This is a genomic window from Aeromonas sp. 603607 (assembly GCF_049171595.1).
Taxonomy (GTDB): Bacteria; Pseudomonadota; Gammaproteobacteria; order Enterobacterales; family Aeromonadaceae; genus Aeromonas; species Aeromonas veronii.
In genome coordinates this window covers 568,335-580,520 of sequence record NZ_JAAKOV010000001.1, presented here as the reverse complement: position 1 = coordinate 580,520, position 12,186 = coordinate 568,335, and the positions used below count along the sequence as shown (strand labels likewise).

General features: G+C 62.2%; 10 protein-coding genes. All 10 read right to left on the bottom strand.

All coding sequences use genetic code 11. The annotated features are described in order from the left end of the window. Positions 1–120 precede the first annotated feature (120 nt). The 10 genes from nuoN to nuoE all read right to left on the bottom strand — a co-directional run bounded on the left by nuoN (position 121) and on the right by nuoE (position 12,175). The gene (gene nuoN, locus G5315_RS02465) at positions 121–1,584 is read right to left on the bottom strand and encodes an NADH-quinone oxidoreductase subunit NuoN (protein WP_421332316.1); all 1,464 of its coding nucleotides are present in this window, start codon (positions 1,582–1,584) and stop codon (positions 121–123) included. Continuing rightward, positions 1,581–3,125, bottom strand: coding sequence for an NADH-quinone oxidoreductase subunit M (gene nuoM / locus G5315_RS02460; protein WP_266133872.1), 1,545 nt, complete (start codon positions 3,123–3,125; stop codon positions 1,581–1,583). Before nuoM ends, nuoN begins: the two co-directional genes overlap by 4 nt. Before the next feature lie 98 nt (positions 3,126–3,223). Then, positions 3,224–5,071 (bottom strand): NADH-quinone oxidoreductase subunit L, encoded by a 1,848-nt coding sequence (gene nuoL / locus G5315_RS02455; protein WP_421332314.1) that lies wholly within the window; start codon positions 5,069–5,071, stop codon positions 3,224–3,226. After that, positions 5,068–5,376: an NADH-quinone oxidoreductase subunit NuoK gene (nuoK, locus tag G5315_RS02450; RefSeq protein ID WP_101530736.1), complete on the bottom strand. Its 309-nt coding sequence runs from the start codon at positions 5,374–5,376 to the stop codon at positions 5,068–5,070. The genes nuoL and nuoK overlap by 4 nt, the downstream gene beginning before the upstream one ends. Further along, positions 5,373–5,924: an NADH-quinone oxidoreductase subunit J gene (nuoJ, locus tag G5315_RS02445; protein ID WP_005359828.1), complete on the bottom strand. Its 552-nt coding sequence runs from the start codon at positions 5,922–5,924 to the stop codon at positions 5,373–5,375. The genes nuoK and nuoJ overlap by 4 nt, the downstream gene beginning before the upstream one ends. Positions 5,925–5,934: 10 nt before the next feature. Next, complete coding sequence (gene nuoI, locus G5315_RS02440; RefSeq protein ID WP_005351100.1) at positions 5,935–6,477, bottom strand: NADH-quinone oxidoreductase subunit NuoI; 543 nt, start codon at positions 6,475–6,477, stop codon at positions 5,935–5,937. 10 nt (positions 6,478–6,487) lie between these two features. Continuing rightward, positions 6,488–7,456, bottom strand: a complete 969-nt coding sequence (nuoH, locus tag G5315_RS02435) for an NADH-quinone oxidoreductase subunit NuoH (protein WP_005337244.1) — start codon at positions 7,454–7,456, stop codon at positions 6,488–6,490. Further along, positions 7,453–10,209 (bottom strand): NADH-quinone oxidoreductase subunit NuoG, encoded by a 2,757-nt coding sequence (gene nuoG, locus G5315_RS02430; RefSeq protein WP_421332312.1) that lies wholly within the window; start codon positions 10,207–10,209, stop codon positions 7,453–7,455. The genes nuoH and nuoG overlap by 4 nt, the downstream gene beginning before the upstream one ends. A 41-nt stretch (positions 10,210–10,250) precedes the next feature. Continuing rightward, on the bottom strand, positions 10,251–11,636 hold the full coding sequence (gene nuoF, locus G5315_RS02425) for an NADH-quinone oxidoreductase subunit NuoF (protein ID WP_120414061.1): 1,386 nt from the start codon (positions 11,634–11,636) through the stop codon (positions 10,251–10,253). Continuing rightward, positions 11,633–12,175: an NADH-quinone oxidoreductase subunit NuoE gene (nuoE, locus tag G5315_RS02420; protein WP_042658436.1), complete on the bottom strand. Its 543-nt coding sequence runs from the start codon at positions 12,173–12,175 to the stop codon at positions 11,633–11,635. The genes nuoF and nuoE overlap by 4 nt, the downstream gene beginning before the upstream one ends. Positions 12,176–12,186 lie beyond the last annotated feature (11 nt).

The window sequence follows — 12,186 nt, the reverse complement described above, 5'->3', positions numbered from 1 at the left end:
GACGAGACCAACGGCTGCACGGGGTGTGAGATGCCAACACAAAAGGGTCTCTGCCCGCAGGCAATCCACATAAAAAAGAAACCGGCCACATGGGCCGGTTTTGAAGGGGAATGAGCCGGGTTACTGCAACACCACCTGCTGGAACTCTTGTACCAGACTGATGACCGGCTGGGGATAGAGCCCCAGCAACACCACCAGGGCGGCAGAGAGCAGTACCACCACACCACCGGAGGAGAGCGCCCAGTCGGCGCTGGCATCGCGCTGCTGCATGCCCGGTTCGCGCAGATAGAGGGTCACCATCACCTTGAGGTAGTAGTAGAGACCCAGTGCGCTGCCGAGCACGATGGCGCCGGAGAACCACCAGAGCTGCGCCTCGACGGTGACGCCGATGAGGTAGAACTTGCCGATAAAGCCGAGGGTCATCGGGATGCCCGCGAGTGACAACATCATCACCGTCAGTACGGCAGTCAGATAGGGGCGCTTCCAGAACAGACCGCGATAGCTGTGCAGGGAGTCGGCATCCTTGCCGCGATAGGGGCTCGACATCATGCTCACCACCCCAAAGGCACCCAGGCTGGTGAACAGATACATCAGCAGGTAGACCCCGGCTGCTTCCACCGGCATCTGGCCGAATCGGCTCGCCACGATCACCGCCAGCAGGTAACCGAAGTGGGAGATGGAGGAGTAACCCAGCATCCGTTTGACGTTGGTCTGCACCAGGGCCAGCAGGTTGCCGACCAGGATGGATATGACCGCCATGGCTGCCAGCAGCCAGTGGATCATGGGATCGCTCGCCGCCGGTACCGCCAGATAGAAGCGCAGCAGCACGGCAAAGACCGCCACCTTGCTGACGGTGGCGAGGAAGGTGGCCACCGGTGCCGGGGCCCCTTCGTAGACATCCGGGGTCCAGAGGTGGAAGGGGGCCAGGGAGAGTTTAAAGGCAAAGCCGACCAGCATTAACCCCAAACCCCCCATCAGCAGCGGGTGGTGAGCCGGGCTCTCGGCCAGGGTCTGCCCCAGGGCTGCAAAGCTCAGGCTGCCTGCCTGTGCATAGAGCAGCGCCATGCCAAACAGCAGGAAGGCGGTAGCGGCGGCAGAGAGCACCATGTATTTCACCGCTGCTTCCAGCGAGTGGCGCTCGCGGTAGGCGTAACCCACCAGACCGAACATCGGCAGGGTCAGCATCTCGATCCCGATAAAGAGAGAGGCGAGGTGACGGGAGCAGGCCAGCACCAGACCACCAGCGGTGGCGATCAGCAGCAGCAGGAAGAACTCCTCCCGGTTGTCCGGGTAGGCTTTCAGCCACGATTGACCGAAGGTGCAGGTGGCCAGGGCGCCGATGAGTACCAGTCCCATGTAGAAGACGGCGTAACTGTCCACTTGCAGCAGCGGGGTGACCCCCTGATCCCCTTGCGCCATCACGATGGGCAGTGAGAACAGTGCCAGGTTGAGGCCAACAATGGTCACGGTAAAGGCGGTGGTGACACAGCGGCGCCAGGCGATGGCCAGCATCAGGGCCGCCATGGCCCCGGTGGTCAACAGCAGGGGAAGCAGTGCCAGCAGTTGGGAAGCGGAGAAAGTCATTGCAGGGCTCCAGCAGTCGGCAGCAGATACCAGTGCAGCACGTTGATAAGGCTGCTGCTGGCGGTGTCAATCACGGGTTGGGGATAGAGGCCAAGCAGAACCAGCAGGCCCGCGATCACCATCATCATGGTCAGCTCGCGGCGATCCAGCCCCTTGAGCATGCTCTCATCCTTGGCGGGGCCAAAGCAGGCGCGCTGCAACATGATGAGAGAGTAGACAGAGGCCAGTACCAGACCGAAGGTGGCGACTGCCGTGATGACAGGGGCAACCTGGAAGCTGCCGACCAGGATCAGGAACTCGCCGACAAAGTTGCCGGTGCCCGGCATGCCGAGCGATGCCACCGAGAAGAACAGCATCACACCGGGCAGATAGCGCAGACGCCCCCACAGGCCGCCCATCTGGCGCAGATCCCGGGTGTGCAACCGCTCGTAGAGCTGACCGCAGAGGATAAAGAGGCCGGCAGCGGAGAGACCGTGGGCGATCATCTGCACCACGGCGCCCTGCAGGGCCAGCTCGCTACCCGAGTAGATGGCGATCATCACAAAACCCATGTGGGAGATGCTGGTGTAGGCCACCAGCCGCTTGATGTCGGTTTGGGCGAACGCCACGATGGCGCCATAGACGATGCCGATAAGGCCCAGCACCATGGCGTAGGGGGCAAATTCGGCGGAGGCTTCTGGGAACAGCGGCAGGGCGAAGCGCAGCAGACCGTAGGCGGCGGTTTTGAGCAAAATACCGGCTAGATCCACCGAACCTGCGGTCGGCGCCTGACTGTGGGCATCCGGCAGCCAGCCGTGCAGCGGCACCAGCGGCATCTTGACCGCGAAGGCGATGAAGAAGCCCAGCATCAGTAGCCACTGTACACCCTTGCTCATCGGGGTATTGAGCAGATCCAGATAGTTGAAGGTGAATACACCGGTAGCATGCTGGTGGGTCAGCACCAGCCCGATGATGGCCACCAGCATGATAAGGCCCGAAACCTGGGTGTAGATGAAGAACTTGGTTGCGGCGTTGATCCGTGATTTGCCGTCAGTGACTGAATGGCCCCAGAGCGCAATCAGGAAGTACATGGGGACCAGCATCATCTCCCAGAAGAAGAAGAAGAGGAACAGGTCCAGCGCCATAAAGACGCCGAGTACGCCACCCAGGATCCAGAGCAGGTTGAGGTGGAAGAAGCCGATGCGTTGCACGATCTCTTTCCACGAACAGAGGATGGCCAGCACCCCGATAAAGCAGGTGAGCATCACCATCAAGAGCGACAAGCCATCTACCGCCAGATGCAAAGAGATGCCGAAGCGGGGGACCCACGGCAGGCGCCACTCGGCGGCCCAGGCGGAGGCAGCACCGGTGACGCCCGCGCTGTCGAGACCCGTGGTGGCAAGGGAGAAGTCACCACTTAGCCAGATGGCACAGGAGAGCAGCAGGCTGGCGCTCATGGAGAGCAGGGCTACCCAGCGGACAAACTGCCCGCCGAGACGCTCCATCTGCCAGCAGAGCAAGCCGCCGATAAAAGGAATTAGCAAGATCCAGAGTAAGGTCACGGTATCAGCTCTCGTTCAAGTTCATATGAGATTGCGCTCCCTGTTCCATCAGGGAGAGCAAACAGCCTGGCTGTATGATCGTCCGGTTGTTCATCGCGTTACCCCAGCAGCAACAGCGCCAGCACCAGCACGGCGCCGATCCCCATGGAGGCGGCATACCAGCGCAACTTGCCGGTCACGGTCCAGGCCAACAGCTGGTTGCCACGCAGGGCAAACCAGGCGGGCAGGCCCATCATCCAGTCCAGCGGATCCTGCCCGACCAGACGGGTCGCCAGCAGATAGGGTTTGACCCACAGCTGGTCATAGAGCCAGTCAAAGCCCCAGGCGTTGAACCAGAGGGTGCTGAGCAGGCGGCCCGGCGCACTGTTGGCAATGGAGGTGGCCAGACGGCGCTCACCAAGGAACAGAAACGCGGCCAGCGCGATGCCCGCAATGGCGATGATGCCGGAGGCAACCTCCAGTGCATGGCGCCCCTCTTCGATATGATCTCCCGGGCCTGCCGGCAGCACACCTGCCAGCGGCGGGGTGATCAGCGCGCCTATGCCGGTGGAGAGCACCAGCAATACCAGCAGCGGCAGGTGGTGAGCCAGACCGTGGCCCGCGTGGGCTTTGGTCTGCTCTTTGCCATGGAAGGCGATAAAGATCAGCCGGAAGGTGTAGAGCGAGGTGAGGAATGCCCCTACCAGACCTGCCCACAGCAGCGCGCTTTGGCCAGAGGCTTCTACTTGCCACAGGATGGCGTCCTTACTGTAGAAACCGGAAGTGACCAGCGGCAACGCTGCCAGCGCCGAGCCACCCACCAGGAAGCAGGCATAGACCAGCGGCAGACTCTTGCGCAGGCCACCCATCTTGAAGATGTTCTGCTCATGGTGGCAGGCAACGATAACGGCACCGGCGGAGAGGAACAGCAGCGCCTTGAAAAAGGCGTGGGTCATCAGGTGGAAGATGGCCCCTTCCCATGCGCCGACACCCAGTGCCAGAAACATGTAGCCAATCTGGCTCATGGTGGAGTAGGCGAGGATCCGCTTGATATCGGTCTGAACCAGCGCGGCAAAGCCTGCCAGCACCAGGGTGATGGCGCCAACCAGCCCGACCAGATGGAGGATCTCTGGCGCAAGCAGGAACAGGCCGTGGGTACGGGCAATCAGGTAGACACCGGCGGTCACCATGGTGGCGGCGTGGATCAGCGCGGAGACAGGGGTCGGGCCTGCCATCGCATCCGCCAGCCAGGTTTGCAGCGGCAGCTGTGCCGATTTGCCGACCGCGCCGCCCAGGAGCATCAGGCAGGCCAGCGACAGGGCAGGGGAGCCCTCGGCAAACAGGGTCGGGGCACGAACCAGCAGCTCGTGGATATTGAGGGTGCCCAGTTCCCGATAGAGGATAAACAGGCCGATGGCGAGGAAGACATCACCCACCCGGGTCACGACAAATGCCTTGAGGGCCGCCGCTCCGTTCTTGCGATTCTTGTAGTAGAAGCCGATCAGCAGATAGCTGCACAGCCCTACCCCTTCCCAGCCGAGGTAGACAAACAGCAGGTCATCGGCCAGCACCAGAAACAGCATGCTGGCGATAAAGAGGTTGGTGTAGGTAAAGAAGCGGGAGTAACCCTCTTCTCCACGCATATACCAGGAGGCGAACAGGTGGATAAAGAAACCGACTCCGGTCACCACCCCCAGCATGGTCAGCGACAGGCCATCCAGTGCCAGCGAGAAGCTCGGGGTAAAGTTGCCCACCGCCATCCATTGCCACAGGCGCTGGACATAGACGCCCCCCTCGGGCGGGTTGCCCAGAAAGTCGATGCCCACCCACAGGGTAGTGAGGGCGGACAGGCCAATGGAGCCCACCCCGATCAGCGCCGAGGTACGCTCGCCAAACCGGCCGAGGGAGAAGGCCAGCACCAGCCATCCCAGCAGCGGAAATAGAAAAGTCAGATATAAGAGGCTCATCCGCGCATCTCGCTCACAGTGTCCACGTTCAGGGTGTGGTAACGACGATAGAGCAGCAGTAACAGGGCAAGGCCGATACTGGCCTCCGCTGCCGCCAGAGAAATCACCAGGATATACATGATCTGGCCATCGGCCTGGGCCCAGCGGCTACCCGCCACCACAAACGCCAGTGCCGAGGCATTCATCATGATCTCGATACTCATCAGGATGTAGAGCAGGTTGCGGCGGATCAGCAGACCGCACAAGCCGATGCAGAAGAGCATCGCGGCCAGCAGGAGGCCGTGCTCCATAGGGATTCCATTCATTGCTGACCTCCTTCTTGTGCAGAGCGGGATGCTGTGCGGGGGACGGAGAGCACTTCACCGCTCTTCTCTTCCCGACCCAGGTGATAGGCGGTTACCAGACCCGCCAGCAGCAGGATGGAGGCAAGCTCCACCGCCAGCACATAGGGGCCAAAGAGCTCGACACCCACCTGCTTGGCGGTCACCTCGGTCACGCCGATCAGGCCCCCGGTCACCCCGAGAATGCCGTGGGCCAGAAAGCCCAGCAGGATCAGCGAGAGCAGGGCTGGGCCCCCCCAGGTCATGGGGGTGAGCCACTTTTTCTCCTGTGCCTGGGCACTCCCCAGGTTCAGCATCATCACCACGAACACGAACAGCACCATGATGGCGCCGGCGTAGACGATCACCTGCAGGGCGCCCGCAAAGGCGGCACCCAGGCAGAAGAAGATCATGGCCACGGCGATGAGGGAGATGATGAGATTGAGCAGCGCATGCATGGGATTGCTGGTGCTGATCACCCGCAGCGTGCTGTAAATGGCCACCAGGGCCGAGGCATAAAATGCCAGTTCCATGATTGACTCCTCAGGGCAGCAGGCTCTTGACATCGATGGGCTTGGCTTCGTTTTCGGCATCCCCTTTCGGCTTGCCGTCGATGGCCATCCCGCTCATGCGATAGAAGTTGTAGTCCGGGTATTTGCCGGGCCCGCTGATCAGCAGATCTTCCTTCTCGTACACCAGATCCTGGCGGCGATACTCACCCATCTCGAAATCCGGTGTCAGCTGGATGGCGGTGGTGGGGCAAGCCTCTTCACACAGGCCGCAGAAGATGCAGCGAGAGAAGTTGATGCGAAAGAACTCCGGATACCAGCGGCCATCATCCCGCTCGGATTTTTGCAGCGAGATGCAGCCGACCGGGCAGGCAACTGCGCAGAGGTTGCAGGCTACGCAACGCTCGTCCCCGTCGGGGTCACGGGTCAGCACGATGCGACCGCGGTAGCGGGGGGCGGCATAGACTGCCTGCTCCGGATAGTTGAGGGTTTCACGGGGCCGCCAGGCATGGGAGAAGACCATGGCCAGACTGCGTAACTGGGTGCCGACACCCTGAATAATGCTTACAATTTTCATATTGAGAGCCTCACTGCGTACTTATCAGTACAACTGCCGCGGTGACCAGCATATTGATCAGAGTCAGCGGCAAGCAGACTTTCCAGCCAAACGACATCACCTGGTCAAAGCGCGGGCGAGGCAGGGAGGCCCGCAGCAGGATGAAGAACACCATGAAACAGGCGGTCTTCAGGGCAAACCAGATGAAGGGGGGCAGCCAGGGGCCGTGCCAGCCACCGAAGAAGAGGGTCACGATGAGCGAGGAGATCAGCACGATGCCGATATATTCGCCCACGAAGAAGAGACCCCACTTCATCCCCGCATACTCGATGTGATAGCCGTCGGCGAGCTCCTGCTCGGCTTCCGGCTGATCGAACGGGTGACGGTGGGTGACGGCGACACCGGCAAACAGGAAGGTGACAAAGCCCAAAATCTGGGGCACCACGTTCCACAAGTCTGCCTGTGCCTCGACGATATCCCGCAGGTTGAAACTGCCGGTCTGGATCACAATCCCCATCAGGGATAGTCCGAGAAACACCTCGTAGGAGAGGGTCTGGGCCGAGGCGCGCAAGCTGCCGAGCAATGAGTATTTGTTGTTGCTCGACCAGCCGGCGAACAGTACCGCATAGACCGCCAGCCCCGCGATGGCCAGGATGTAGAGCAGCCCCACATTGAGATCAGCCACGCCCCAGGTGGGGGTGATGGGCACCACCGCAAACGCCAGAATAAAGGCGGTGAAGGCGATGATGGGGGCCAGGATAAAGATCCGCCGATCGGCGAAGGGCGGGATCCAGTCCTCTTTGAAGAACATCTTGATCATGTCGGCAGCCAGCTGGAGCAGACCAAACGGCCCGACCCGGTTGGGGCCGTAGCGATCCTGCCACAGGGCCAGCAGACGGCGCTCGATAAAGCTCATAAAGGCGCCAGCCCCCACGATCCCCACCAGCACGATCAGTGCCTTGCCCACCTCCAGCAACAGATCGATCAGCGACTCGCTCATGCGATCACCTCCTGCAGGTTAGTGATTGAGGCTTGTTGCAGGGCTGTCGGCAGGCCGTTCACCCCAAGGGGGAGCCCCACCAGACCGGCGCTCAGCTGCTCGCTAAGCCGCAGACGCAGTTGCCAGTGGCTACCGCCCCAGGAGAAGGAGACCTGACTGCCCCCGTGGAGGGCCAGACGCTGCGCATCAAGGGGATTGAGCACCAGCTCGGGTTCGTTCATCCGGGCCTGAATGACCGGGCTGCGGGCCGACAGCTCCTCACCGCCAAACAGCTGGGCATAATTGACCACTTGCAGCGCCTCTGCGGCCTTGAAGGGGGCGGGGATGGTGGTGAACCAGCCGAGCAGCTCCTTGCCTTCTGCCTGCGGGTCTGTTGCTTCCAGCAGACGGCGACCCGGATCGCCAGCACGAAGTTTGCCACCCACTTCATCCTGGAACTTGTTCCAGGCGGAGGGAGAGTTCCAGCCCGGCGCCCAAGCGAACGGTACTTGCGGTAGCGGCTGACGGGCTCCGGCATACCCTTCCATGGAGAAGTTGAAGGGGGAGTCGGGATCTTGCGCTACCCGCGGCTCGCTGACGTTCTGATCCGCCAGCATGGAGGTGCGACCGCTGTAACGATGCGGCTCACGGGCCAGTCGCATGCCACGGATCCGCAAGCCTGCATTGGGCGCCGCTTCCAGCATGGTAGCGAGCAGCGGATTGCTGGTGGCACAGTCATGGTTGACCTGGTCGAAGTTCTGCCAGCGCAGTGGCTTGCGTTCGATCGCCCCTTGCAGCGCCGCCAGCCAGCGCCACCCTTCACGCACCTGAATATCGGCGTTGTAAAAGGCGGGTGCATAGACCTGGAAGAAGCGCTGGGCGCGCCCTTCCATGTTCACCAGGGTGCCATCGGCTTCGGCAAAACTGGCCGCTGGCAGCACCAGATCAGCCTTGTTGGCGGTCGGGGTCGCCTGATGGTCGATGACCAGCAGGTGCTGCAGCCGTGCCAGCGCAGCATCCACCCGGTTGCGCGGCGCGCGGCGGTAGAGATCGTTCTCCAGGGTGACCAGCGCCAACCCCTCTTCGGCCTCGATACGCGCAAGGGCGGCTTCGAGCGGCTTGTCTGACAAGGTTTGAGCGCCCAGCATGGCCAGCCCCAGCGAGTTGGCCTCCTGGCCAACCAGCGCGATGTTGGCTTCCAGTCCTCGGCCTTTCAGGGCGCGGGCAATGTTGCTGGCCGCCTCAAGCAGCGCCACATCGCGGGCACTGGAGCCTGCAATGATGAGCGGCTTCTTGGCGTTGCCGAGCAGCTCGGCCCAGCGAGTCGCTTGTGCCTGCAGCTCGGGGCAGAGGTCGGCCACGGCCGGTGCACTCGGGTCGAGCAGGTTGGCGATGGCAAAGCCAATGCGCGCCTGATCGGCATAGGGGGCGTGCAGCTTGTCGGCCGCCACATCGTCCAGACGGGTGGTGTCGAGGCTGGTGATGAGCAGCGGGTAGCGCTCGTTCTGACCCAGGGTCTGAACGGCGGCGACTTGCCACAGATCCACCTTCATCTTGCGGGCCAGCTCGCGAGCCTTGCCCTTGACGGCTTGGCGCAGCGCCAACGCGATACGGGCGGCGCTCATGGTGACATCTTCACCGAGCAGCAGAATGGCGTCGGCCTCTTCCATGTCCCGCAGGCTCGGGGTTGGCACGCCGCCCTGTTGCAGGATCTGCAGCATCTTCAGCTGACAGGCCCACTCGGCCTGCTCGACGCCAGCGTAGAAGTTGTCTGCCCCCACCAGCTCGCGCAGGGCAAAGTTGCTCTCCAGCGAGGCGCGGGGCGAGCCGATGCCGATGAGGCCACGGGCCGTGCGCAGGGCATCGGCGGCGCGGTTGAGGGCGCCATCGACCGTGATGGTCAGCTGGTCGTTGCCATTTTTGAGCAGCGGTTGGCGCGGGCGGTCCGCCAGATTGACGTAGCCATAGCCAAAGCGGCCACGGTCACAGAGGAAGTAGTGGTTGACGCTGCCGTGGAAGCGGTTTTCGATGCGGCGCAGCTCGCCATAACGCTCGCCCGGACTGATGTTGCAGCCCACGGAGCATTGCTGGCAGATGCTGGGGGCAAATTGCATGTCCCACTTGCGGTTGTAACGTTCGGAGTGGGTCTTGTCGGTGAAGACGCCAGTGGGGCAGACCTCCACCAGGTTGCCGGAAAATTCACTCTCCAGGGTGCCATCCTCGACCCGCCCGAAATAGACGTTGTCGTGGGCACCATAGACCCCGAGATCCTCGCCACCGGCATAATCCTTGTAGTAACGGACGCAGCGGTAGCAGGCGATGCAGCGGTTCATCTCGTGACCGATGAAGGGGCCCAGCTCCTGATTCTGGTGGGTGCGTTTGGTGAAGCGGTAGCGACGGCTGTTGTGGCCGGTCATCACCGTCATGTCCTGCAGGTGGCAGGCGCCGCCCTCTTCACACACCGGGCAGTCGTGAGGGTGGTTGGTCATCAACCACTCCACCACGCTCTTGCGAAATTCTTTAGCCTCTTCATCCTCGATGGCGATGTAGCTGCCATCGGTGGCCGGGGTCATGCAAGACATGACCAGACGACCGCGCTTGTCATCGGCATTCTGATACTGTTTCACCGCACACTGGCGGCAGGCTCCCACGCTACCCAGCGCCGGGTGCCAGCAAAAATAGGGGACGTCCAGACCCAGCGACAGACAGGCTTGCAGCAGGTTATCTGCTCCGTCTACCTCGTACTCTTTGCCGTCTACATAAATGGTTGCCATACAACTTCCCTGAAACCTGTTTTGTGAAATCTGTGGTGTCGTTACCAGCGCTCGCCCAGCAGATTGGGCTGGATCCCTTTGACCGGCTTGCGGTTGTCGCCGCTGCCTTTGATCCCGGCCTCGAATTCGGAGCGGAAATATTTGATGGCGCTGGCCAGCGGCTCGACGGCGCCCGGTGCGTGGGCGCAGAAGGTCTTGCCCGGGCCAAGGAAACCGCAGAGTTGTTCCAGAGTCGCCAGATCGCCGGATTGCCCTTCGCCACGTTCCAGTGCCCGCAGCAGCTTGACGCTCCAGGGCAGGCCATCGCGACAGGGCGTGCACCAGCCACACGACTCGCGGGCGAAGAACTCCTCCATGTTGCGCAGCAGACTCACCATGCTGATGGAGTCATCCACCGCCATGGCGAGGCCAGTCCCCATCCGGGTACCTACCTTGCCGATACCGGCGGTATACATCTGGGCATCGAGGTGCTCCGGCAGCAGGAAGCCGGTGCCCGCGCCGCCCGGTTGCCACGCTTTCAGGCGATAGCCGCTCCTCATGCCGCCGGCGTAATGTTCAAACAGCTCGCGGGCGGTGATGCCAAACGGCAGCTCCCAGACCCCGGGGTTGTTCACCTTGCCGGAGAAGCCCATCAGCTTGGTGCCGTGATCTTCCGAGCCCGGCAGCGCCAGAGCGTGATACCAGGCGACTCCGTTGCCGATAATGGCGGGGACGTTGCAGAGGGTTTCGACGTTGTTGACACAGGTGGGTTTGCCCCAGACGCCGGAAACGGCGGGGAAGGGGGGTTTGGCACGCGGGTTGGCGCGGCGCCCTTCCAGCGAATTGATCAACGCCGTCTCTTCACCACAGATGTAGCGGCCGGCGCCGGTGTGGACGAACAGCTCGAAGTCAAAACCGGAGCCCAGAATGTTCTTGCCCAGCAGACCGGCGGCCTTGGCCTCTTCCACCGCGCGGCGCAGGTGGATGGCGGCATCAACGTATTCGCCGCGCAGGAAGATATAGCCGCGATAGGCCTTGAGCGCCCGAGCACTGATGATCATCCCCTCGATCAGCAGATGGGGCAGTTGCTCCATCAGCAGGCGATCTTTCCAGGTGTTGGGCTCCATCTCGTCGGCGTTGCAGAGCAGGTAACGGATGTTCATGCTCTCGTCTTTGGGCATCAGCCCCCACTTCACGCCAGTGGGGAAGCCCGCGCCGCCACGCCCCTTGAGACCGGCATCCTTGACGGTACTGACAATCTCGTCCGGGCTCATCTGGCCGAGCGCCTTGCGGGCGGCTTCATAGCCCTGTTTGGCCTGATACTCCTCCAGCCATACCGGCTGGCCGTCATCCCGCAGCCGCCAGGTGAGCGGATGGGTCTCGGCGGTGCGGGCCGTGCGGTTGGCTGTGCCAAGAGAGGCGAGGATCTTGTTCTGCGGCAGGCTCATGGGTAAGCCTCCAGGGTTTTCAGCAAGGTCACCGGATCGAGGCCGCCATAGGTGTCGTCATCGATCATGATGGCTGGCCCCTTGTCGCAGTTGCCAAGGCAGCAGACCGGCAGCAGGGTGAAGCGGCCATCCGGGGTGGTTTGACCGGGGCCGAGGTTCATCACCTCCTTGAGACCGGCCATCAGATCTTCATGGCCATTGATGTAGCAGACCATGCTGTCGCAGACGCGGATAATGTGACGCCCTACCGGCTGGCGGAAGATCTGGCTATAGAAGGTGGCGACCCCCTCCACGTCGCTGGCGGGAATGCCGAGCTCGGCCGCGATGGCGTGAATGGCGCCGTCGGGGACCCAGCCTCTGGCCTGCTGCACGATCTTGAGCGCTTCGATGCTGGCGGCGCGGGGATCTTCGTAGTGGTGTTTCTCGTGTTCGATGGCATCGCGTTCAGCCTGGCTCAGAACGAAGTCGTCCTGTTTGCTGCTGCATGCCCCTTGCCCCTGTGGGGTCTGATTATTGTGACACTGACATTGCTGGCTCATGACTTGACCTT

Bases quoted from the DNA above. Each gene is read 5' to 3' on its own strand.
- nuoN (WP_421332316.1), bottom strand. From the start codon at position 1,584: ATGACTTTCTCCGCTTCCCAACTGCTGGCACTGCTTCCCCTGCTGTTG.
- nuoL (WP_421332314.1), bottom strand. From the start codon at position 5,071: ATGAGCCTCTTATATCTGACTTTTCTATTTCCGCTGCTGGGATGGCTG.
- nuoK (WP_101530736.1), bottom strand. From the start codon at position 5,376: ATGAATGGAATCCCTATGGAGCACGGCCTCCTGCTGGCCGCGATGCTC.
- nuoJ (WP_005359828.1), bottom strand. From the start codon at position 5,924: ATGGAACTGGCATTTTATGCCTCGGCCCTGGTGGCCATTTACAGCACG.
- nuoI (WP_005351100.1), bottom strand. From the start codon at position 6,477: ATGAAAATTGTAAGCATTATTCAGGGTGTCGGCACCCAGTTACGCAGT.
- nuoH (WP_005337244.1), bottom strand. From the start codon at position 7,456: ATGAGCGAGTCGCTGATCGATCTGTTGCTGGAGGTGGGCAAGGCACTG.
- nuoG (WP_421332312.1), bottom strand. From the start codon at position 10,209: ATGGCAACCATTTATGTAGACGGCAAAGAGTACGAGGTAGACGGAGCA.
- nuoF (WP_120414061.1), bottom strand. From the start codon at position 11,636: ATGAGCCTGCCGCAGAACAAGATCCTCGCCTCTCTTGGCACAGCCAAC.
- nuoE (WP_042658436.1), bottom strand. From the start codon at position 12,175: ATGAGCCAGCAATGTCAGTGTCACAATAATCAGACCCCACAGGGGCAA.